Origin of the sequence: Crystallibacter permensis (assembly GCF_025960875.1) — a bacterium.
In the GTDB taxonomy this organism is placed as follows: domain Bacteria; phylum Actinomycetota; class Actinomycetes; order Actinomycetales; family Micrococcaceae; genus Crystallibacter; species Crystallibacter permensis.
In genome coordinates, this window is the sequence record NZ_JAODLR010000001.1 from 375,714 (window position 1) to 397,441 (window position 21,728).

Here is a 21,728-nt window from a genome sequence, read left to right on the forward strand (position 1 = left end):
CCTTTCGGACTTAGGGTTTGTGGCCTGACCATATACCATCTTCTCGGTAAATCAATGCACCACAGATGCGACCAGACTGTCGCGGCCGACCTCGGCGTTGTTCATGATCGTCGCCTGCGGCAGGGCTGCCAGGATCGGCGCGCACCACGTACCCGTCCTGGATGCTGGTGCGGTCACCAATAGTGATCGACGTGGTGTCAGCGTGGATCACGAATTTGTACCAGATGCTGACCTCGGATCCGGGATGACCGCACCGATCACCACCGCGGATGTGCTGTTCAATTTCGGAGGCAAGCCACTGCTTCTTGAGCCGGGCCGACGCTGTGGTCGCCGGTGACCATGCCATCGAGATAGAGAGCACAGAGCGTAATCTGAACGCCGAGAACGCAGCGGTCAGGCTCGTTGAGCCGTGTTCGTCGCCGATGATGGTCAACTGCACTGCCTTCTCCGGCGTGGTTGTCTCCGCCTTGCATCTGCGCCATCGGGCGAGCGGAGCAGGTCCGTAAACTCCGGGGTTGCGAATGGTTGACCGCTATCCCGGAGTTTACGGGACGGCAAATGCCATTTGGCCTGGCGTCACAGGTCGAGGACGAGCCTGCCGCTCTTCGAGCGTGAGCAGCACAGCATCATGACCTCGTTGGACTGTTTCTCCTGGTCCGTGAGGTAGGAGTCCCGGTGGTCGGGAGTGCCGTCGAGGACCCCGGTTTCACAAGTGCCGCAGATTCCCTCACGGCACGAGGTGGGGACGTGGATCCCTGCCGCTTTGAGCGCATCGACAATGGATTCCTTGGCATTGACGGCAACGACGATGCCCGCCTCATCCAGCTCGACCTCGAACGCGGTGTTCTCCCCGTTCAAGGCACCGGCTTTCGGCCGGAACCGCTCCAGATGCAGCGATCCTGTAGGCCAGCTCTGGCAGCGTTCCTCGACTGCGTCGAGGAGCACACCGGGACCGCAGCAGTACACCGCCACATTTTCCCGAGGGGTTCCGAGAAGCGCCTCGAGATCGATGATTCCGCAGTTGTCCTGTGGCCAAAAAGTCACCTTGTTCCCGTGTTCGGCGAGTACGCGGGTGAAGGCCATGGAGGACTCAGCCCGTCCGCCGTACACGAGCCGCCAAGGTACCGCGTTCGCCTCGCATCGCGCGATCATCGGCAGGATCGGCGTGATGCCGATACCGCCAGCGATGAAGAGGTACTCCTTCTCCTCGACCAAGTGGAAGTTGTTCCGGGGCCCGCGGACTCGGAGCCGGTTTCCGACCGCGAGCTGCTCGTGTACCCATTCCGAGCCGCCCCGGCTCTCGGGTTCGCGCAGTACTGCGACGCGCCAGATGCTGTTGTCGTCGGGGTCACCACACAGTGAGTACTGGCGTTCGAGCTCGGGGGAGAGGAGCAGGTCGATGTGTGATCCGGGTTCCCACTGCGGCATTTTGTCCCCATCGGCGGGCGCGAGATCGATAGACCGGACTCCATGGGCTTCGTTGGTGATGTTGACGATGATCGTCTCGAATTCGGTGACGTCACTGTCATGAGAATGTGTTTTTACCGAGGTATGTGTGTTCACTGATGCCATCCGTAGAAGAGAATCGACTTAGGGATCTGGCTGACCGCGTGGGCGATCGGCGTTGTGGCGACCGCAGCGAAGTCGGGGGCGACTTCTCCTTGGCGCCGTGCCGGGTCGGTGAGATGATTGGGAATCGGTGTCACCGACCCGGCGACAGGGCGAATGTTTGCGGCTATGCCGTCGAAGCGGACTGAGTGACGGCGCACGGGGCTGTCGGCACCTTCTTGCCTTGGGTGCCGGCGCGTCGTCGGCTGGTGTCGACGACAACGACGTCACCCTCGACGGAGATGGCGTACCCCTCCATCACGTGCGGCCCCTTCTGCATCCCCCCATCGGGATCGACCACTTCTTCAGGCGAGCCGGGGATGACCTCCACCTCGTATTTGCGCACCTTGGTGTTGCGGGGATCGTACCAGGACTCTCCCGTGCGGACGTTGAACTCCCATTGGTGCCATGGGCACCGCAGAGACCGTCCCCGCTCGTATTCGATGCTCTGATCAGGGCCTTCGGACGCCGATACACCGAAGATGGTGCCGTAGGCCGCGAGCTCGGCGCCAGCGTGCGGGCACTGGTTCAGCAGCGCGAAGTACTCGCCGTCGAGGTTGAACACCCCGATCGAGCGGCCTTCCAGTTCGATGATCTTTCGCTGGCCTGGCTCGATTTCGTTTGCGCTGGCCACTACATATTTAGTCATGATTCGGTCACCTCGAGTCCGAAGAATTGCTGGCCGTTCTTACGAAGAATCTTGTCCCGCAGCTCCTTCGGAAAGCTCGGGGGGAAGACCGTTTCCGGGGAGTCGAAGTCGAAGTGTGGGTAGTCGGACGCGTAGAGGACATTGTCCGCGCAGAACTCTTCGATCATCTCGACCAGGTGCGCAGGATCGTCCGGCTCGTCGATCGGCTGGGTCGAGGCCCAGATGTGATCCTGGATATATTCGAGCGGCCTGCGCTGCAGGTTGACCTCGCTGCGCAGTGTCTTCCAGTGGTACTCGAGCCGCTGGAGCAGCGACGCGAAATGGACCACATTGCCCTCGACGAACATGATCTTCAGTTCCGGGAACCGGTCGAAGGTGCCCGTCAGGATCAGACTCAGGATCTGGGATTGGAAACTCTGCACGTGCCCGACGTGATACTCCGTGTGGTACGACGTCCAGCCGGTACCAGTGTTGGCGTGTCCGCCACCGGTGGACAGGTGGAACTGGAACGGCAGTCCGGCCTCGATGGCTGCCTCGTACAGCGGCCAGTAGCGGCGGCTACCGAGCGGTTCGAGGGTTTTGCTCAGGCCCAGGATCGAGACCACACCGGGGTCGGAGCCGACCCGTTTGATCTCCTTGATCGCGAACTCGGGGCAATCAAGGGTCACCGGGATGGCCGCGCGCAATCGCGGTTCCGGGTACACCAGGTGCTCGAGCTGCCAGTCGTTGATCGCGGTGCACAGCGCCGCACCGAGCTCCGGGTTCAGCGCCTGGGACGCCGGGTTGAGGGTCTGCCCGCCGGGTGCCAGGCACTGCAGGACACCGAGCTGGACATTGTGCAGATCCAGTAACTGCTCCTGGATGAGTCCGAGGTCCGATCCTGGATAGCCCGACTCCGGCCATGCGTCGGCACGCATTGCGCCGCCGTACATCTGCGGGTACTCGCCGATGGACTGCAAGCCGTTGGTGGTGCGCACACCGTACTCGCGGACATGATCCTGCCACTTCTTGGGCAGGTAGGTGTTGATCAGCCCTTCCTTCGGTGTCGGGTGGATGTCGACATCGATCACTCCGGTGTCGACGATGGGAGCACCCAAAGTGCCAGGAGCAGAGACGCTTTCGATGATGGTCATGCCTATTCTGCCTTTCCTGAGGAGGTGGGGACTACGAGGTTGTAGAGATCTGAGGCGTTGTGCCGGTAGATGCGGTCTAGCAGTCCAACGTCGGTTGTTCCGGCCTCGATGTCACGCGACCCGGAGTGATGGTTGTGCGGATAGTCGCTCGAGTACACGAGCATCTGGTCCGAGCCCATCCGACTGACGATGTTGTCGAGCCGGCCGGGCTCCTCGGCGCCATCTGAGGGGGCGGTGGTGAAGCGAACGTGCTCACGGATCAACTCCGACGGCAGACGGTCAACCCAAGGCAGGTCGGGACGGTAGCTTTTCCACAACTTGTCGAATTTCCACAGGAACGGCGGGAGCCAGTTGAAGCCCACCTCGGTCACGACGATCTTGGTGGCCGGGAATTTCTGCAGGATGCCCTCGGAGACGATCGAGCAAAGCTGGGCTTCGAGGTTCGCCTGCTGGCCCACGTACCACTCGAGGTACGTCGTCGGCCAACCGACTGACGTCGGCGCTTGGCGGAAGACCCCACCGATATGGATAGCGACGGGCAGGCCGGCCTTCTCGGCGGCTTCCCAGATCGGCCAGTTGATCTCGCGGCCGAGAAGGAGCTCCGACTGCCCGAGGACCAGGACTTGGACGAACCGGTCGTCCTGGGCCGCCCAGTACGCGATCTCCTCAGCGGCGGCTCGGGGCGTGCCCATCGGAACGACGATCGAGGCCCGCAAACGAGGATCGTGGTCGAGCCATTCCCTCGCTATCCAGGTGTTCAATGCCCGCGCATGGGCCGCTTCGCGGCGTGGCTGATGGATCTGCTGGACGGCATACAGGCAATTCAGGATCGCGAAGTCCGTGAACCCATCGGCGAATACATCTTTGACCAGGGCCTCGACGGTTGTAGCAGCCCGACCTTCCTCGTCCAGGGTAGCGTCGAGGCGCTGCGCAATGGCCGAACCACGTGGATGATAGTTCGGTTCGTATGTCGGCGACAGTGCCGCGGTGAGCTGGTCGGCCCAGTACTCATCCAAGTACGGGAGGAGCGCAGTCGACGAGGCAAGAATGGGGTGCACGTCGCAGTCCACTACTGCTGGGCGAACGGACTGTGTCACGGCGGGGGCATTCTCGGCTAAAACGTTTGTAGCCATGGTTTTTAACGCACCTAACCTTTCCGATGGCTCGCGAAAGCACGCGAGGTTGAACATGGCCGGCTACAAGGCTGACTTTGTGCCGGGAGCTGCAGAGCATAGGCCGTGGAAGCGAAATTCCATCCACGACCGGGTTGGGTCGGCTTCGAAAGCGTTAATTGCGTTCGGCGCTTTCGGATACGGGGAAATTCTTCAGGTTCAATCGAGCGACTATGGTTCCTCTCCAACCTTCAGTTCCTCCCCACCGGTGGTTCAGCGTCATTGACGTTCTCGTAAAATTGTTAGACTCATCACAACGTGGATCCAGAGTCCAGGATACAAAAATTGTCAGCTTTCGCCAAGGGGGCGACGAGATTCATCTAAAGTGCTCGCGAAATGGGGTGTGTACCTCATTTGGGAAATGCTCGTTTAAATCCGTGGTGCACTGGCTGCTGGGACCATGGCGGATGGGTCAACGATTGTGGCGACGAAGATCACGAAGAAGGACGCGCGTTAGTACCGGTGGTTTCGTGCTCTTGCAGGTATTCGATGCGTTTTCTCGACAGGGCGGGGGCCTTGAGCGCCTTGGCCGTCTCGTGCAGCGCCACCAGTCGGAGGTCTTAGCTGGACGCGTATTGCAGGAAGGCTTTGACCGCGGTCAGGCGCAGGATCACGGTCTTTGGCTGGTAGTTCTGCATCCAGACCCGCCATTCCTTGATGAACCGTCGTTCGAAGTGATCGAAGTAGATGTCCCTGCGTTCGATGTGCTGCTCGCCGACAGGGTAGTCCACGAAGCATCCAAGGAGATGCGGTAACTTTCGATCGTTCTTGGGGACAACGCTCTGACCTTGGGCATGTATTCGTGTAGGTAGTTGCGCGCGTATCCCAAGAAATTCGGGGTATCGCTGCGGGCGTCGTGTTTCATTCGAATCCGACCTTGGGCAGTATTCCCTGGCCTTCACGGGTCAGCTCGGCGTAGCCGTCCATGAAATCCGGAGACGTATGGATGTAGTAGTAGGTGCTGTTCAGCGATGCGTGGCCCATGTAACGGGTCAGGTAGGGCAGCATGGCGTTGACGTCAGTGCCTTCGGCCATCCACCGTTCGATGTTCGCATAGGCGAAGTGATGGCGAAATGCATAGGGCGTCGGTTGCTTGCCTTCAAGGGCCGGGGAAGCCCGACCTGGGCCCAAATCCTACTGAACATGATCCCAACTATGGATGCCGTTACCGGGTTCCCCGCGGGGAGGCGAAGAACGTGGTGCGTTTGTCGCCCAAGGCTCGTTCCAGTGTTGATCGTTAGCAGCCAGGATCTCCAGGACCTGATCGGTGACGGGAGGCTGTCGGCCGCGTTTGGCCTTGGAGCAGTTGTGCTCAGCGCTGCGACGACCCATTTATGCGCACGGTTCCTGATGGCGATGTTCTCTGTCCAGCCGGTGAAAATGTCAGTGGCCGTCAGTGTCCAGGCGTGCTCTCCTTTGAGCCTGTGGCCGCAATGGGCGACCAGATCGATCTCGAAGAAGCTGGACTCCTGCTCCATCTCATCCATGGCCTGGCGTACCTGCAGCGACGAGCGCAGCGTCGATCCGGGTGCGGTTGCGGACACGGCCTGCGGATACCGGGCGTCCTTGGCGGGTTTGAGCCGCCGGTCGATGGTCGCCGGGCTCATCGCCACCAGCTGTCCGCGCACGTGATCGGTGAGCCGGGATGCGACCGGTTCCAGCTCTCCGAAGCGTTCCAGGCTGGCCAGCGAATCGGACTTAATCGGCGCCAGCTACGTACCGCAGGGCTCTCCCATCTTCGTCCAGATCAGCTGCAGCACCTTGAGCGTGTCATAGCCGTACGTACGCGGCCGTGGAGCGCGTTTGGTTGCGCCGGCCCGGCCCTTGCGCTGATCGTCAGCTCGTCCAGGATCCGGCCTTTGTCTGTCTTGGACGCGCGCCGGTACTCACGCGCGTCCTTCTTCGTGATCTCTTTTTTCGTCTCCATCGACAATCGTTGACCCATCCGCCATGGTCCCCGCAGCCCGACACTGCGCCATGGATTTACGCGAGCATTTCCCAAATGAGGCACACACCCCATTTCGCGAGCACTTTAGAGAGTCTCGTCGCGCCATTGGCACCGTTCACCGCGTAATGTATCCTGGATCCACGTTTAGGCGCTGCTCGGCGGACCACGAACCTCTTAGAACGCCCGCGGCGGACCACAAGTCCTGCTCAGAACGCTCCCGGACACGCCCGGTGTGAAGAGATTATGGCGCGATCAGCGCTGGTGGCAGAGGCGGCGGCAAGCCGATTGCGGGGCTCCGTTCGCGCCGCATTTATCAGGAAGAAGGAAGTACTTTGGCAGCGAAGATCTTTTACGACGATGACGCCGATCTGGGCGTTATCCAGGGACGGAAAGTTGCCGTCATCGGATATGGCAGTCAGGGGCATGCGCACGCGTTGAGCCTCCGCGATTCGGGCGTCGACGTACGTGTCGGTCTCCTGGAAGGGTCGGAGTCCCGGGCCAAGGCGGAGAAAGAAGGGTTGCGGGTGCTCACCCCAGCTGCAGCGGCTGCCGAGGCGAATGTCATCTCGATCCAGGCACCTGACACAGTCCAGCGGTCGCTGTATACGCAGGATATCGCCCCTAATCTCCAGCCCGGTGACGCGCTGCTCTTTAGTCACGGTTTCAACGTGCGATTCGGTTACATTACCCCGTTGGAGGGAATCGACGTGGCACTGGTCGCTCCGAAGGGGCCCGGCCACTTGGTCCGCCGCCAGTTCGCGGACGGCCACGGCGTGCCGTGTCTGGTGGCGGTCGAAAGTAATGCCTCGGGCAAGGCCCTCGAACTAGGCCTGTCCTACGCCAAAGCAATCGGCGGGACCCGGGCCGGGGTGATCGAGACGACCTTCGCGGAGGAAACCGAGACCGACCTGTTCGGTGAGCAGGCCGTGCTGTGCGGCGGCGCCTCAGCCCTGATCCAAGCCGGCTACGACACGCTGGTCGATGCCGGATACCAGCCGGAGATCGCCTATTTCGAGGTGCTGCACGAGCTCAAGCTAATCGTGGACTTGATGTACGAGGGGGGTATCGCGCGGCAGCGTTATTCCTGCAGCGATACCTGTGAGTACGGAGACCTGACTCGCGGTCCCCGCATCGTCAACGACGCCACGCGGGCGGAGATGAAGAAAATTCTTGCCGAGATTCAGGACGGCACCTTTGCGACGGATTGGATCGCCGAAGACGACAACGGGCGCCCCAACTTCCTGCGCCTGCGGGCCGACGGGAAGGCGCACGGCATCGAGGAGGTCGGCCACAAGTTGCGTGGTCTGATGTCGTGGGTTGACCGTCCAATCACCGAGACCGTTTGAGGTCAAGCGGGATACGGATCCGCTCTCGCGCGTTCGTATCCTGCTCATCAGCCGGGCGGGATGTTCGGGACCAAGCGGGCGACTTCTCCGCGCGCGGTCTCGACAAGGTGATCGCATACCGTCGTCACGCGCTCGGTATTCAGCAGGCGGGTCGGAACGATCATCCAGAAGCTGCGTTGGGCGCGGACATGGGCGTGTAAGACCGGGCGCAATCGCGGGTCGTTGTGAGCGAGGAAGCAGGGAATAAGAGCCATCCCGACACCGCTGGCCGCCGCTTCGAGTTGAGCGAAGAGGTTTGTGGTTCGAAAGACGATGTTCGCCTTGGTCGCGATGTCTTGGGCGCTCTGCAGTTCAGGTAGCTCAAGCAGCGATTCGACGAACCATACGATGTCATGCGAGGCCAGATCCTCTGGTTCGGTGATCGGGGGATGGTCGGCGAGATAGCGCGGGCTTGCGTAGAGCCGCAAGTCATAGTCGCACAGATGCATCATCTTGAATCCCGGTCTCTCCGGCCGATGAAGGGTGACCGCGATGTCGAACTCCCCGACTCCGTAGCTGAGGAGGTCACTGGTAGTGACCAGTTCGATCTCGATCGCCGGATGTTCGGTTCGGAGCCGGGCCAGCCCCGGTGCGATTACCGTGCCGCCGAAGCCATCAGTGGCGACGATACGCACCGTGCCCTGAGGGCTATGTTTGCGGTCACTGATGGCTGCGCGAGCGGAATCGGACTCTGATTCGATTCGCTGGGCGTAGGGCAGCAGACGCTGCCCGGCGCTGGTGAGGATCCAGCCCCCCGGCGTCTTGTCGAACAGCCGGACGCCAAGATCCTTTTCAAGAGCACTGACCCGCCGCCGGATTGTTGTGTGCTCTACGCCGAGCCGTTGGGCAGCGACGGCGAGCTTCCCATAGCGCATCAGAGCGAGGAAGTACCGCAGATCTTCAAGGTCCATGCTGTTCATTTTTGCACACTTGACATGCACAGGTCCCTCTTGCCGTGCACGCATGCCTCCTTGATAGTGAATTGAGACACATCACTACAAACGAAAGCAGGATGAGATGACCGTAATCGGATTCATCGGACTAGGCACGATGGGCGGGCCCATGGCCGCAAACCTCGTCAAGGCAGGATACGAAGTGAAGGGATTCGACCTCGTCCCGGCCGCCTGTTACCGCGCAGTTGAGGACGGGATCAAAGTCACCTCATCAGCGGTCGAGGCCGCAGACGGCGTCGATGTCCTGATCACGATGCTACCCAAGGGCGACCACGTCCGTCAGGCCCTATTGGTCGATAACGGCCCACTCTCGGTTCTGGCTCCGGGGGCGGTAGTTATTGACTCGTCATCGATAGACGTGCCGACTTCACGTGATCTGCACGAGCGCGGCGTGGAACTGGGGATCGACGTCCTCGATGCCCCGGTCTCCGGTGGCCTCGCCGGCGCCCAGGCCGGAACATTGACCTTCATGATTGGAGGTGCGTCCGAGATCGTGGAAAAGGTCCGACCGTTGTTCCAAGCCATGGGATCGCGCACTGTCCTCACCGGCGGACCCGGCTCCGGACAGGTCGCAAAGGCAGTGAACCAGATGGTGTTCGGCAGCAGCCTCGTCGCTCTCTCCGAAGCATTCGTCATCGCCGAACGGCTCGGGGTGTCCCCGCAGAACCTGTTCGACGTCCTGAGCACCTCCTCTGGAGATTGCTGGGCGCTGCACAACTTCTGCCCGCTGCCGGGACTGGTCGAGGGCTCGGCCGCCGACAACAATTACGCCCCGAAGTTCGCCGCAGCCCTGCTATCAAAGGACCTTGGCCTCGCCGCCACTGCGGCCGACAGCGCCGGCGTCGAGCTGGTCGTCGGACGCGGCGCGAAGGACAAACTCGACGAATTGTCCATCAACGACGGTCACCTGGACGCGTCCGCGGTAATCACGAAGGTTGGCCTCAAGTTGGCGGCCGCCGCAAGCGGCCCTATCTGAGGGCTTGTCGCACCAGGCGCCTAACGGGCCCTCACACGACTTATCCAGTACAAACGGAAGAGATCAAGAATGGCTACAGTAACTGCCCAGCTCGCTGACGAGTATCTGAACCTGGTCGATGGCCAGTGGGTCGGCGCCCGTAACGACGAATGGATCCCTGTCGAAAGTCCCCGAGACCGGCAGACGATCGCCCGCGTGCCCCGCGGCGGGGAGAAAGACATCGCCGACGCGGTCAACGCCGCCAGTCGCGCTTTCCCGGGCTGGCGGGACACCGCGCCACGCGCTCGAGGACGCCTGCTGCAGCAGATCGCTGACGCCCTCGAGCCGCATGCCGAACGGATCGCGCGGATCATCTCGCTGGAGAACGGCAACGCGCTGCGCACCCAGTCGCGTGGGGAAGTGAACTTTGCCATCGACGTCTTCCGTTACTTCGGATCGGTCGCCGGCGAGATCAAGGGCGAGACGATCCCGCTCAACCCCTCGGTGCTCGACTACTCACGACGGGAGCCGCTCGGTGTAGTCGGCGCGATCACTCCGTGGAACGCACCGGTGCAGCTGGCTGTAATGAAGATCGCTTCTGCGCTTGCCGCTGGAAACACGTTGGTGCTCAAGGCCGCCCAAGACGCACCGCTCGCCGTCCTCGAGATAGCCAAGATCGCCGACGAATTCCTGCCGCGGGGCGTGTTGAACGTGATCGTCGGATACGGAACCGAAGCGGGCGAGGCCCTGATCTCGCACCCGGACGTACGGAAGCTGTCGTTCACTGGATCCACTGCAGTCGGTTCCCGGGTGATGACCGCCGCATCCGACAGGATTATACCGGTCTCCCTCGAATTAGGCGGGAAGAACCCGCAGATCGTATACCCGGACGCCAACGAGGAGTGGGTAGCACAGGGCACCATCACCGGCATGCGCTTCGCCCGCCAGGGCCAGTCCTGCACCGCCGGGTCACGCCTGTTCGTGCACAAGAGCATCCTCGACTCCTTCGTCGGGAAGGTCACGACGAATCTGGCACAGCTGAAGGTCGGCGACCCGCTCGACGAGGACTCCGATATCGGCGCGATCGTCAATAAGAAGCAGTTCGACCAGGTGTGCGGTTACATCGAAGACGGCCTGAACCGCACCACCACTACCGCCGCGATCGGCGGGCTACCGCCGACCGCCGGATCGCTCTCGGAGGGCTACTATGTGGAGCCCACCGTCATCGTCGGGGTGGAAAACGAGTGGCGTATCGCGCAGGAAGAGATCTTCGGCCCGGTGATGTGCGTGATTCCCTGGGAGGACGAGGACGACGTCATCCGCATGGCCAACGACACACATTACGGCCTGTCCGCGTTCATCTGGACCCACGACATCGGACGTGCTCTGCGTGCCGCCCATTCGATCGAGGCCGGCTGGGTCCAGGTCAACCAGGGTGGCGGGCAGGTACTCGGCCAGTCCTACGGTGGATACAAACGTAGCGGCATCGGGCGGGAATTCTCCCTCGAGGGCATGATCGAAGGCTTCACTCAGCGTAAGCACGTCTCCATCGAGACCACCCGCTGACCCGCACCGGCGATGGGTGGGTGCTGCCGCAGCGACGATTTGGAGTCTGCGGCAGCACTGAACCGACTTAGCCCACCAAGCCCGCACGCCCGGCTGCCGATGGGCGTGCGGGCTTAACCTCCCTGCCTCCGTCTGTCCCCTCACCGCTTGACCGTCACAGACTCCCGGCCCGTACCGCTGACCGCATAGGCCGAGGCACACGGGCGAACCCTTCTCGCCCCGCCCGTTTGAGATCAACGAACGGGGTGGATCACTGCAACCGCAAGGAAGAACAGGAACATGACCATTACCCAGGAGCCGACCAGGGCGACCGATCCGAAACTCACCCTGCGGCAGTTGCTCGAGAGCGATCCGCCAGCAGATGCCGTAACCGACCGCGTGGCCCTTCAACGGCAAGGGAGTGTCGCAGTGGTCACCTTGAGCCATCCGCAGGCCCACAACGCGCTGGCCATGGCGAGCTGGCAACAGCTCAAGTCGGTATTCGACGGCCTGGCACACGATCCGACACTGCGTGCCGTCGTGATCCGCGGCGCCGGTTCCAAAGCATTCGCCGCCGGCGCCGATATCAAGGAGTTCCCCCGGACCCGGATGACGGCCGCTGACGCCACCCGCTATAACGAATTTGTCGCCCAGACCCTCCGCGCCGTGGCCGCTGTCCCCGTGCCCGTCATTGCCGCAGTGCATGGTTTGGTTGTGGGAGGCGGCTGCGAGTTGTCTACCGCATGCGATGTACGCATTGCCACCGCGGAGGCCCGATTCGGTATCCCGATCGGCAAACTCGGTGTCATCCTCGGCTACACCGAGGCCGACGCCGCCGCCCGGCTGATCGGCCCGGCAGGCCTGAAGTACCTCCTCTTCAGTGGTGAGCTGATCAATGCCGAGGATGCCCAACGGCTGGGACTAGTGCAGAAAATCGTCCCACCCCGTGAACTCGCCACTGTCACTGCGAACCTCGTTGCACAGATCTGCAGCCAGTCAGCCGTCACCATGCGCGCGTCGAAACTTGTCGCAGACATGCACGGACGCGCCCTCACCGCGGCGGACACCGAACTGCTGTCGCGCCTCAGTGTCGAAGCCTACGAAGGCGAGGACCTCAAGGAAGGAGTGGCTGCCTTCTCAGAGGGCCGCCGCCCCGTATTCAACCAGCAGGAAGAGAATTAACATGGCTGCACTCGACGGAATCCGCGTTATTGACCTCACCCGCTATTTGTCCGGGCCCACGCTGACCATGCAACTCGCTGACCTCGGAGCCGACGTCATCAAGATCGAAACCCTGCCCGTCGGTGACCCCTCGCGCCAGTCCGGCCCGTTCCAGGATGATGAGAGCGTCTATTACATGGCCTCCAACCGGAACAAGCGGTCGATTGCCCTTGACCTGCGCACCCCGGAGGGCATGGAGGCGTGCAAAGAACTGATCCGGACCGCCGACGTGTTCGTCCAGAACTTCAAACCGGGCACCACCGACAGCATGGGACTGAGTGTCGAAGAACTCCACGAACTCAACCACCGGCTCGTCTACGTCTCGCTCAGCGGATTCGGACAACGCGCCCCGGGCTCGGAACTGCCCGGATTCGACCAGACGGCCCAGGCGATGTCCGGGCTGATGAGCATCACCGGCACCACCGAGACCGGCCCCCTGCGTGCGGGTATCGCGGTCGCTGACTCGGTCACCGGAGTATTCGGGGCGGTCGGTGTGCTAGCCGCACTCTACGAGCGCGAACGCACCGGTGTCGGGTCCGTCGTCGAGGGCTCATTAATGCAGTCAATGCTCACGATGCTCTCGTATCAGGCGCAAAAGTACCTCAGTCTCGGAGTCGTGCCCGGTCAGGACGGCAACGACCATCCCATCATGTTCCCGCAAGGCACCTTCGCTACCGCCGACGGCGCGATGACCTTGGCCTGTGGCAATGAGAAGATGTGGCACCGGCTATGCGAGGGGCTCGACCTTCAGTCCTACGAGAGCGACCAGCGATACGCCAACAACGCCGCCAGGATGAAGAACCGTGCCCAGTTGCGCCGGATCATCGAGGATGTCCTGGCGGCGAAAACGACCGATGAATGGCTCGATGTCCTGGCGGCTTCTGGCGTACCGTGCGGGCCCGTCTTGACCGTCGATCAGGCCCTCGACCACCCGGTCACCGCAGGCCTGGACATGGTTCAGGAGATCGAACATACGACCCTCGGCACGATGAAGGTCCTCGGGCAGGCGGTTAACATCATCGGGAGCGATAAGAACTGGTTACGCCGCCCACCGCCGCTCCTGGGCGAACACACCCGCGAGGTCCTCTCCGAGGCCGGTTTCAACGACCAGCGCATCGATGAGATGATCGCCGAAAGGCAAGCTCTGCAGTGGAATTAGGCACAATGACGGCCGCTCAGCACGGTCCGGGGACCAGACTACACAAAAAAGCATTTCCAAATTAGGGACGTAATCCCATAGATGATGGAGTCGAACGGCTTTAGCCCAGTATCGGGTAGTCATGTTCAGCATAAGCCCATGCCGCATGACCACGAGTCCCTGTTACCCCAACGCACTTCACCCATAGTTCATCCGAAGCTCGACGAGGAGCGATTCAATGGCAACACAACACTTGTCCGACCAAGGCGTCTTGCGCGCCCGAACGCGCCGTAAAGTACTGTGGCGTGTCCTGCCTTTTCTCATGGTGTGCTACTTCATCAGCTACGTAGACCGAAGCAACATCAGCTTCGCCGGACCTAACGGCATGAACCAATCACTTGGGCTGACTGCGACGACTTTCGGATTAGCCTCGGGCATTTTCTTCATCGGGTACATTCTCTTGGAAATTCCGAGCAACCTGGCTCTTCACCGGTTCGGCGCGCGCAAGTGGATAGCTCGCATCCTCATCTCCTGGGGCCTCATCGCCTCGCTCACCGCGTTCGTGCAGGATCCCACCCAGCTCTATGTACTTCGTTTTCTGCTCGGCGTGGCAGAGGCCGGCTTCACCCCTGGAATACTTTTGTACCTGACCTACTGGTTCGTTCAGAAGGACAGGGCACAGGCCTTTGCACTATTTCTCATCGGCATTCCGCTCTCCTCGGTCATCGGCGCCCCGTTGGCCACAGCGCTGATTCAATGGGGTCACAATGTGTTCTTTGACCTTGAGGGCTGGAGGTTCATGATCCTCATGACTGGCCTTCCGGCTGTCGTACTGGGCATTATGTGTTTCTTCTATCTCACTGACAGGCCCTCCCAGGCAAAGTGGCTGACGGACGAGGAGCGCAATCTTCTTATTCACGACCTCGCCGCGGAGGAAGGCACATACGTCCACCACAAGCTGCGTGCGGTTCTGCTCAACAGAAAGGTGTGGTTGCTTGGTCTCGGCTACCTCGGCCTGCTTTTTGGCATGTATTCCATCTCGTTCTTTCTTCCCACCATCATTAAGGGCTTCGAGCAGACGTTCGGCACCACATATTCTGTCTTTGAAATCGGGATGCTTACGGCCATTCCCTACGGCTTCGGCGCTGTCTTCACCATTCTTTGGTCGATGCATTCCCGCCGCACGAACGAGATCGCCGGACACGCCGCCATATCAGCCATGCTGGGTGCAACCGGCGTTCTCGTTGCTGTCTGGGCTTCGTCGCCGCTGGTCACGCTGATTGGGATCAGCATTGCTGCCATGGGACTGTGCTCCGGAATCCCGCTCTACTTCGGGCTTCCTACAAAGTTCCTCAGCGGAGTCGGTGCCGCGGCAGGCTTGGCCCTCATCAACATGATCGGCAATGCCGGCGGCTTCGGTGGTCCGTTCATCTTTGGATGGCTCCGTGACCTGACAGGTACTACCAGCGCCGGGATGTACGTCATCGCTGGATTCTTCGTCCTTGCCGCCGTTGTGGCCTTGCGAACCAAGCGCTGGACAACTCCGGTGAAAGCCGCCGAGCAGCCACACTCGCATACAGTTGGCTAGCCGCATCAATGAGCGCAAGAGGACGACAGTGAAAGCTTTGTGCTTTTGAGGGTCGGCGCGAGGCCCATAAGATTGGGCGATGCGCCGGCCATGTCCCCCAAAGCAGAGCCAGCCCCCCTTTATGTATTGCGAACGCCGGAAAACTGGCCAGCCTGCGCGCAGGGGCAGCAGATTAAATGGGTGATGGCGAAAGCGACCAGTTGAGATCAAATCAACGTCATCGACGTGTCAGCCGAGCCCCCGGCATGCAACTTTTTGAACAGCACTAGCTCGAAGTAGGCACTTTTCGCCCGTCCAAGTGCACGGCAGGATGTTCGCCACTGGCATGACATCGAGGTGGTAACAAAAACTTAAGGAGCAAATGATATGAGCGTAATTGCGTTCGTAGGGCTCGGCGCCATGGGAGGGCCCATGGCAACCAATCTCGTCCGGGGCGGTCATACGGTGAACGGTTTTGACCCGTCAGAGGAAGCTTGCTCGACAGCAGCCGTCAACGGCGTCCGAATCTTTGACCGCGCAGAAGAAACAGTCTGGAATGCTGATTTAGTCATTACAATGCTGCCCAGCGGATCATCGGTGCATAAGGTCTTGCTGGGTGACGCGGGACTCATTGCACTCGTCAAGCCAGGGACATTGCTGATTGATTCATCATCGATCGATGTCTCGACGTCGAAGGCTGTGCACGCGAGTGCGGAGACGGCAGGCGTGCACTGCCTCGACGCTCCGGTCTCCGGAGGAATCGCTGGAGCAGTCGCGGGCACACTGACCTTCATGGTTGGCGGCAGTGTCGAAGTCTTGGAGATGGCTCGCCCCGTACTGGACAGTATGGGAACCACAATCGTCCATGTGGGAGAGGGCGGCACAGGGCAGGCGGCTAAGACCTGCAACCAGATGCTGTTCGGTACGACGCTTACGGCGGTCAGCGAAATGTTCGTCCTCGCAACATCGCTGGGGCTCGACCACAAAGCCCTTTGGAACATAGTCACAAATTCGACAGGTGACTGCCGGGCCCTCAGACATTTTTGTCCTGCACCGGACGTTGTTCCCGGTTCGGCAGCCGACAATGACTACAAACCAGGCTTTTCGGCATCGCTCATGCTGAAGGACCTAAACCTCTCACTGATGGCCGCAGCAGCAACCGGCCAGAAACTGCCCCTGGCAGAATCTGCCGCCGACGCCTATTGCGACCTGGTCGCACAATTCGATGCGCTCGACTGCTCGGCAATCATCAAAGTCGTCCCCACGACTTCTAGGTAATAAAATAACTTCAGCCCGTACCAATAAGACCAGCGCCACCATGGGCCGTTAGCGGTCATGGAAAACTTACTCTTCGACATCCGGTGTGGATCAGAGGGTGAGGTCTGCCGGCAGCCAGGAGCATACGGAGGCGGGTAGTTGCGATCCGCGAGCGACGTAGAGTCCGACCAAGGGGCGCTACTTTGCCCATTGGGCAATTTGTGGAAAGCCGTCAGGATTTTCTCGCCTTCACGCCGTCCTAGGGGCTGTTGTTGGATGGGGGAAAGGACCTCCTCGACGACCAATGCCGAGTTGACGATGTGGAAGTCATCCAGCACTGCCACCGTGTTTACGGTTCCGCCCGGGGAATCATGTCAAGATGCCCGCTTCGATCGATTCCGTTGACTTCCGTCCCAAGCATTGTTAGTGTCACCACATCGTGGATCCAGAGTCCAAGATGCAATCCTTGTCGGAGTCGGCCATTGCGCCCACACTTCGATTTCCCTCAACGTAGAGGACCTGAACCATGGATCTGTTTGAATACCAGGCGCGATCTCTTTGAGGCACATGCTGAACCCGTGCTTGCAGGAATCGTTGCCTACACTCCAGAAGAAGCCAAAGCAGCAGCCGAAAAGATTGGCGCGTCAAGGTCGGCAAGACGCCGTCCGAGACCGCCCATCTCCTCTGTTCGATTTACCCGACGCGCCTCCACGACAAGAGCCAGGTGCCCATGCAATTCGGCATCGCCTGACCAAACTCCCTCGGATACGTCAGCTACTTGGGGAATGTAGCGATGGGATGCCCAAATGCAACGCTTCCCCAGGGAGATCCTGTAGTGCTAGGGGCCGTTCTAGGACTTCTGCAACAATTGAGTGTCATGCTCCCGAGATGGCAAGCGTTGCGATGAGCAAACAAGGAGAAGATTTCCGTGACAACCACTTCGACCCAGACTTACATCGATTTCATGGGAAACGTACTGAGGGTCCCCGCAGCGGAGATCGCCAATGTGCAGATATTATCCACCGAACCGCCCCATGGACGACGCAAGGCTGTGCCTGACGCGAAGGTTGAGGACTGGTGCACACTTGAAATCGATCAGAAGGTTTCCCTGTGGCGGCAAAAGAGCTTCGTTGCTTGGGGCATCGTAGACGAAGTTAGGCCGGACGGGTCCGCTGCGTGGCTCTTCATCCCGAATGAGCTCAAAAGGACCCTTGTACATACTTCGGACGCATTCACCATCAGCCTCGCCGACAGCTGAGTGGTTAGCTATGCGTATGGAACTCTGCGTGCAACTACCAAACCTGAAAATGAACTACAGCGATACAGGAGGCAACCGGCCCTTGCTGGTGCTGCTTCATGGCTGGCCCCAAACATCACAGTGCTGGCAGAAAGTCACTCCGGCACTGGCAACGAACTTTCGGGTCGTCGCGCCTGACCTGCGGGGGTATGGCCTGAGCGATAAGCCACTGGGCGGTTACGACAAGAGGACCATGGCTCGGGACATTCGCGATCTCATCGACCACCTTGGCTATGACACCGCCCGAATCGTCGGTCACGATCGCGGTGCGCGGGTAGCTCATCGGTTCGCTCTGGACTATGCCAAGAGGCTCAGTCACCTGACCTTGCTGGACATCGCCCCTACCCTTCACACTTTCCGAGAAGGCAGAACTGCCACGGCGCGGGGCTACTGGCATTGGCTGTTCCATATGAAGGAGGATCTGCCCGAGTTGCTGGTAGCGCCACAAATCGACGGATACTTGAGGTTTTTCTTCGAGCGATGGGCTGTGCAGCGAGCCGCCCTCGAACCCGCAATTCCCGACTACGTGGCCGCCTTCTCCCGGCCAGGTGCCTTGCGGGCTGGGTTCGATGACTACCGCGCCACAGATATCGACCTCGCGCACGATGCAGACGACTTCGATGAGGGCAAAACAATAAGTATTCCGGTGCAGATTTTGTGGGGCGAACATGGACTGCTCGCCGGCCTGGACGTGCTCCAGACGTGGAAACCTTTCGCTCCGGATGCCTTTGGGGAGCGAGTGGACAACTGCGGGCATTTCATTCCCGAAGAGCAATCAGAGGTGCTTAGCGAGAAACTCTTGCAGTACCTCCAAAGCTGAACCTGGGGATGTGGGAGAGCCGGCGTGTAGCCACGACAGTCCGGTCTTGGCCAGAGGCTTCCCTGGACGTAGTGCCTTCGCCGGGCCAGACATCGATGCTGGTCGGCAAGGGACCCACGGCTTCGGCGCGGCGCTTGTGTCTTAACCGGCCGGTGGATTCCGAATACCCTTGAACGTGCACCTCGGATCTGTGGCGCGAGATGGAGATCCGGCTGTAACGTCCTAGTCTTCAAAATCCACGGCGAGCGAATCGATTCTGTCGAAATGCTGGTCCATGGCCTCGACCGCGCTCGATGGATCCCTGGCTTTGATTGCTTCAAGAATGGAGCGATGGAGCAGACGCATCTCATCGACGTCGCTTGTCAGCCGCAACATTCTGGAACGGCGGACGCTGACGGAATCGGCGATCAGATCACCGACCGCGGCCGAAAAGAACATCAAGGCAGGATCACCTGAAGCTTGAAAGATGGCGTGGTGGAAATCGAGATCAGCTGCGTAAAGGTCGTCCGCCTGAGTCAGCTTTTCCATTCTCATCACGGCCTCTTCCGCGTGAGCGACGGGGATCGGCCTAAAAACCTCTGCCGCCATTTTGACTGCTTGTCGTTCTAGAGCGACCCGAACCGGTTGGAAAGCAGACGCGGAAGACAGCACGGAGGAATGCAACCCTATTTTCAAGGCAGCTGCCAGATCCTGCGGCCTTACGGTGCGCGTGTAGGTCCCGGCAGAACCTCTCCTTTCCAGGGCTCCCGTGGCTTCCAGTTTTCTGAGTCGGTGTCGCAGCGCCGTACGCGAGCTGCCCCATTGGGCAACGAGTTCCCGTTCAGAGGGAATGCGCTGGTCAGGACCAACCTTCTCCATCAAGTCCAGCAGCTTGGCCAGAAGATCATCTTCCACAATGCTCCCCTCTCGGAGTTGTCGTGAGGAATGGTGCCCCGTTGGCCGACCGAAGGAGATCTGGCTACTTCGTTACGTGACACTGGGCCGTTTGCAGCTGTAATCGGGTCTCTTCACTGCTTGAGCCCCACTGTTGATCGATCTCTGATGGGGCATGCGAATGTGGTCGGTTCCTGCCTTTACCTGAGACTTTGATAGCGCTTCTCCTTATCAGAATTCGGAGAATCCTCGGTGATGTCGATCAGGACCTTGCCCATGACGCCTTGTTCTGACGTGTCGTGAGCTTGGGCTGCCTGCTCGAGCCGAAAACGATGCAACGGCATGCCATGCTTCTCACCTACCCCCATTCGTCCCTCCCGCAGGGCGTGCTGAACAGCCCTCACCGCGTGTCGTTTCTGCTCTGTCGTCGTTGTGTAAGTCATGACGAACTGGACCCGCACGTTCTTGGACATACATTCTCGGGCGGGAAATATGAGGCTATCGATGTCATCTGATGTGAAGACGGCAATGGTTCCGCCTCCCGTGACCACCGCTAGATCAACATCCATGTTCGCCCGGGCGTTAACCTCGACGATGATGTCGGCTCCAGATGGGCTAATCTGTCGAACCAAAGCCACAACATCCTCGCTGCGGTAGTTAATGACCGCGTGGGCACCCGCCCGGCGGGCCATCACCGCCTTACGCTCGGTACTGACTGTCGTGATGACTTTGGCACCTGCCCATGAGGCGAGTTGAATTGCCGCGTGGCCGACAGCGCCCGCCCCACCTGCAACGAGAACGGTCATGCCTTCCAACGTTCCTGGTGCGAGACTGGCAGGAGCGCGCTCATGTGCGGTAAGCGCTCGGTGCGCAGTGAGCGCAGGAATACCCAGGGACGCGCCTTCGTCGAAAGAAGCTGTGCCCGGAAGAGTAACAATGTTGGCGGCGGGAAGAACCACATACTCCTGTGCAGTTCCCTCGGCGCGTTGCCAGGCGGCTTCCCAAACCCACACTCTCGTTCCGATTTCCACCCCCTCGACGCCATCGCCCAAGCAAGCAACGTATCCGGCGCCGTCGTGCCCCGGGACTTGTACGCTTGCACGGCTACTGGCACGTTTTGCTCCGTTTCTTGTCTTCCAGTCCGTGGGATTGACACCGGAAACGACTAACCGTACGCATACTTCACCCGGGCCAGGGGCCGGCATCTCCTTCTCCATCAGCCGAAGAACCGACGCCGGCCCCGTTCTTGAGTAAGCGATAGATTTCATATGTCCAGACCCATCATCAGGCAATGCACGTCCAAGTCCTTTTAGGTTGCGGGGCTAGACGATTGCTGAACCAATCCACCGTCGACAGGTAGACACACGGCGTTGACGTACTTCGCTTCGTCTGAGGCCAGGAACAGCGCGGCGTGGGCGACATCGAATGAGTCGCCCATCTTGCCGGTCGGAGACAGCGCATTTCGAGCCGCGACCATCTCTTCGACTGAGTCGTATGCGCCGCTGATCTGCTTGTACATCATGGGAGTTTTAATGAATCCGGGAGCCACGGAGTTGGCCCGGATACCCCGCGCGGCATACTCCAGGGCGAGGTTGGTTGTGAATTGCACGAGTCCGCCCTTAGTGGCGGAGTAGCTGGGGAAGTTGTAGCCGATGTAGCGCATGCCGCCCACTGAGGCGATATTTACAATTGAACCCTGTCCTTGGGCCAGCATGTGGGGAAGCACATGCTTGCAGGTGAGGAACGCGCTGGTGAGGTTGATCCGGATGACCTTGTCCCATTCCTCCAAGGACATCTCGACGGGCCCGCCCATGCGGGCCACACCGACGTTGTTGTGGAGCACATCGATCCCACCGTAGGCGGCAACCGTTTCCTTCACCGCGGCGGCCACCGAAGCTTCGTCGGAAACGTCGCCGACGATTCCGAGGACACGTGCGGGGATGCCAAGTTCTGCGCATTCTTTCTCCACACGTTCGACAGCTGCCGAGACAGCGTCCGGATGGAGATCCACGATGGCTAGTCGTGCCCCGGCGCGAGCATAAACGATGCTGGCAGCGAGCCCGTTGTTGATGCTCCCGTCGATTGATCCGCCGCCGAAAACGATGGTCGATTTGTCCTGGATCCTGGTCATGGCAAGTTCCTTTCTCGAAGTGAATATGTGGCAAGCGGTCTTTCCGCCCGTCCACGTTGCTGGTCAATAATTGTGT

Annotated in this window: 21 protein-coding genes and 1 pseudogene; 11 read left to right on the forward strand and 11 right to left on the reverse strand. The window is 60.4% G+C overall.

The genetic code is table 11. The annotated features are described in order from the left end of the window. Positions 1-10: 10 nt before the first annotated feature. The 7 genes from B0G38_RS01810 to B0G38_RS01840 form a co-directional block, all read right to left on the reverse strand. Positions 11-433 carry an LbetaH domain-containing protein gene (locus B0G38_RS01810; RefSeq protein WP_264667842.1) on the reverse strand — a complete coding sequence of 141 codons (423 nt, stop codon included), beginning with the start codon at positions 431-433 and terminating at the stop codon, positions 11-13. 143 nt (positions 434-576) lie between these two features. Beyond that, positions 577-1,563 (reverse strand): PDR/VanB family oxidoreductase, encoded by a 987-nt coding sequence (locus tag B0G38_RS01815; protein WP_264667843.1) that lies wholly within the window; start codon positions 1,561-1,563, stop codon positions 577-579. Positions 1,564-1,735: 172 nt separating this feature from the next. Further along, entirely contained in the window at positions 1,736-2,257 is a 522-nt protein-coding gene (locus tag B0G38_RS01820; protein WP_264667844.1) for a Rieske (2Fe-2S) protein, read from the reverse strand. Next, on the reverse strand, positions 2,254-3,390 hold the full coding sequence (locus tag B0G38_RS01825; protein ID WP_264667845.1) for an amidohydrolase family protein: 1,137 nt from the start codon (positions 3,388-3,390) through the stop codon (positions 2,254-2,256). Before B0G38_RS01825 ends, B0G38_RS01820 begins: the two co-directional genes overlap by 4 nt. 2 nt (positions 3,391-3,392) lie before the next feature. Further along, a complete protein-coding gene (locus B0G38_RS01830) occupies positions 3,393-4,487 on the reverse strand; it encodes an amidohydrolase family protein (RefSeq protein ID WP_264667846.1) in 1,095 nt (364 codons plus the stop codon). Between the two features lie 635 nt (positions 4,488-5,122). After that, positions 5,123-5,293, reverse strand: coding sequence for a hypothetical protein (locus tag B0G38_RS01835; RefSeq protein ID WP_264667847.1), 171 nt, complete (start codon positions 5,291-5,293; stop codon positions 5,123-5,125). 130 nt (positions 5,294-5,423) lie between these two features. Then, complete coding sequence (locus B0G38_RS01840; protein WP_264667848.1) at positions 5,424-5,597, reverse strand: hypothetical protein; 174 nt, start codon at positions 5,595-5,597, stop codon at positions 5,424-5,426. A gap of 192 nt (positions 5,598-5,789) precedes the next feature. Here B0G38_RS01840 and B0G38_RS01845 point away from each other — a divergent pair, with 192 nt between their 5' ends. Further along, the gene (locus B0G38_RS01845; protein ID WP_264667849.1) at positions 5,790-6,194 is read left to right on the forward strand and encodes a hypothetical protein; all 405 of its coding nucleotides are present in this window, start codon (positions 5,790-5,792) and stop codon (positions 6,192-6,194) included. Between the two features lie 648 nt (positions 6,195-6,842). Beyond that, on the forward strand, positions 6,843-7,856 hold the full coding sequence (gene ilvC / locus B0G38_RS01850) for a ketol-acid reductoisomerase (protein ID WP_264667850.1): 1,014 nt from the start codon (positions 6,843-6,845) through the stop codon (positions 7,854-7,856). 47 nt (positions 7,857-7,903) lie between these two features. Here ilvC and B0G38_RS01855 read toward each other — a convergent pair whose 3' ends face one another. Continuing rightward, on the reverse strand, positions 7,904-8,815 hold the full coding sequence (locus B0G38_RS01855) for a LysR family transcriptional regulator (protein WP_264667851.1): 912 nt from the start codon (positions 8,813-8,815) through the stop codon (positions 7,904-7,906). Between the two features lie 97 nt (positions 8,816-8,912). Here B0G38_RS01855 and mmsB (B0G38_RS01860) point away from each other — a divergent pair, with 97 nt between their 5' ends. The 9 genes and pseudogenes from mmsB (B0G38_RS01860) (at position 8,913) to B0G38_RS01900 (ending at position 18,648) form a co-directional block, all read left to right on the forward strand. Further along, a complete protein-coding gene (mmsB, locus tag B0G38_RS01860) occupies positions 8,913-9,824 on the forward strand; it encodes a 3-hydroxyisobutyrate dehydrogenase (RefSeq protein ID WP_264667852.1) in 912 nt (303 codons plus the stop codon). A gap of 69 nt (positions 9,825-9,893) precedes the next feature. After that, a complete protein-coding gene (locus B0G38_RS01865; RefSeq protein ID WP_264667853.1) occupies positions 9,894-11,369 on the forward strand; it encodes an aldehyde dehydrogenase family protein in 1,476 nt (491 codons plus the stop codon). Positions 11,370-11,648: 279 nt separating this feature from the next. Then, complete coding sequence (locus B0G38_RS01870) at positions 11,649-12,530, forward strand: enoyl-CoA hydratase/isomerase family protein (RefSeq protein ID WP_264667854.1); 882 nt, start codon at positions 11,649-11,651, stop codon at positions 12,528-12,530. A gap of 1 nt (position 12,531) precedes the next feature. Continuing rightward, the gene (locus B0G38_RS01875; RefSeq protein ID WP_264667855.1) at positions 12,532-13,728 is read left to right on the forward strand and encodes a CaiB/BaiF CoA transferase family protein; all 1,197 of its coding nucleotides are present in this window, start codon (positions 12,532-12,534) and stop codon (positions 13,726-13,728) included. Positions 13,729-13,945: 217 nt separating this feature from the next. Beyond that, the gene (locus tag B0G38_RS01880; RefSeq protein ID WP_264667856.1) at positions 13,946-15,295 is read left to right on the forward strand and encodes an MFS transporter; all 1,350 of its coding nucleotides are present in this window, start codon (positions 13,946-13,948) and stop codon (positions 15,293-15,295) included. Between the two features lie 366 nt (positions 15,296-15,661). Continuing rightward, positions 15,662-16,552 carry a 3-hydroxyisobutyrate dehydrogenase gene (mmsB, locus tag B0G38_RS01885; RefSeq protein WP_264667857.1) on the forward strand — a complete coding sequence of 297 codons (891 nt, stop codon included), beginning with the start codon at positions 15,662-15,664 and terminating at the stop codon, positions 16,550-16,552. A gap of 505 nt (positions 16,553-17,057) precedes the next feature. Next, positions 17,058-17,172, forward strand: a pseudogene (locus B0G38_RS01890) (ADP-forming succinate--CoA ligase subunit beta); the annotation flags it as partial. Positions 17,173-17,459: 287 nt separating this feature from the next. Then, entirely contained in the window at positions 17,460-17,789 is a 330-nt protein-coding gene (locus tag B0G38_RS01895; protein WP_264667858.1) for a hypothetical protein, read from the forward strand. A 28-nt stretch (positions 17,790-17,817) separates the two neighbouring features. Beyond that, positions 17,818-18,648, forward strand: a complete 831-nt coding sequence (locus tag B0G38_RS01900; protein ID WP_264667859.1) for an alpha/beta fold hydrolase — start codon at positions 17,818-17,820, stop codon at positions 18,646-18,648. Between the two features lie 222 nt (positions 18,649-18,870). Here B0G38_RS01900 and B0G38_RS01905 read toward each other — a convergent pair whose 3' ends face one another. The 3 genes from B0G38_RS01905 to B0G38_RS01915 all read right to left on the reverse strand — a co-directional run bounded on the left by B0G38_RS01905 (position 18,871) and on the right by B0G38_RS01915 (position 21,652). Next, a complete protein-coding gene (locus B0G38_RS01905; RefSeq protein WP_264667860.1) occupies positions 18,871-19,542 on the reverse strand; it encodes a FadR/GntR family transcriptional regulator in 672 nt (223 codons plus the stop codon). Positions 19,543-19,721: 179 nt separating this feature from the next. Continuing rightward, a complete protein-coding gene (locus tag B0G38_RS01910; protein WP_264667861.1) occupies positions 19,722-20,789 on the reverse strand; it encodes an NADPH:quinone reductase in 1,068 nt (355 codons plus the stop codon). A 41-nt stretch (positions 20,790-20,830) separates the two neighbouring features. After that, positions 20,831-21,652, reverse strand: a complete 822-nt coding sequence (locus B0G38_RS01915; RefSeq protein ID WP_264667862.1) for an SDR family NAD(P)-dependent oxidoreductase — start codon at positions 21,650-21,652, stop codon at positions 20,831-20,833. Positions 21,653-21,728 lie beyond the last annotated feature (76 nt).

What these genes read in the sequence shown, in the direction of transcription:
- B0G38_RS01865 (WP_264667853.1), top strand. Translation starts at nt 9,894, where the DNA reads ATGGCTACAGTAACTGCCCAGCTCGCTGACGAGTATCTGAACCTGGTC.
- B0G38_RS01825 (WP_264667845.1), bottom strand. Translation starts at nt 3,390, where the DNA reads ATGACCATCATCGAAAGCGTCTCTGCTCCTGGCACTTTGGGTGCTCCC.
- mmsB (WP_264667857.1), top strand. Translation starts at nt 15,662, where the DNA reads ATGAGCGTAATTGCGTTCGTAGGGCTCGGCGCCATGGGAGGGCCCATG.
- B0G38_RS01840 (WP_264667848.1), bottom strand. Translation starts at nt 5,597, where the DNA reads ATGGCCGAAGGCACTGACGTCAACGCCATGCTGCCCTACCTGACCCGT.
- B0G38_RS01880 (WP_264667856.1), top strand. Translation starts at nt 13,946, where the DNA reads ATGGCAACACAACACTTGTCCGACCAAGGCGTCTTGCGCGCCCGAACG.
- B0G38_RS01820 (WP_264667844.1), bottom strand. Translation starts at nt 2,257, where the DNA reads ATGACTAAATATGTAGTGGCCAGCGCAAACGAAATCGAGCCAGGCCAG.
- mmsB (WP_264667852.1), top strand. Translation starts at nt 8,913, where the DNA reads ATGACCGTAATCGGATTCATCGGACTAGGCACGATGGGCGGGCCCATG.
- B0G38_RS01875 (WP_264667855.1), top strand. Translation starts at nt 12,532, where the DNA reads ATGGCTGCACTCGACGGAATCCGCGTTATTGACCTCACCCGCTATTTG.
- B0G38_RS01910 (WP_264667861.1), bottom strand. Translation starts at nt 20,789, where the DNA reads ATGAAATCTATCGCTTACTCAAGAACGGGGCCGGCGTCGGTTCTTCGG.
- B0G38_RS01915 (WP_264667862.1), bottom strand. Translation starts at nt 21,652, where the DNA reads ATGACCAGGATCCAGGACAAATCGACCATCGTTTTCGGCGGCGGATCA.
- B0G38_RS01855 (WP_264667851.1), bottom strand. Translation starts at nt 8,815, where the DNA reads ATGAACAGCATGGACCTTGAAGATCTGCGGTACTTCCTCGCTCTGATG.
- B0G38_RS01870 (WP_264667854.1), top strand. Translation starts at nt 11,649, where the DNA reads ATGACCATTACCCAGGAGCCGACCAGGGCGACCGATCCGAAACTCACC.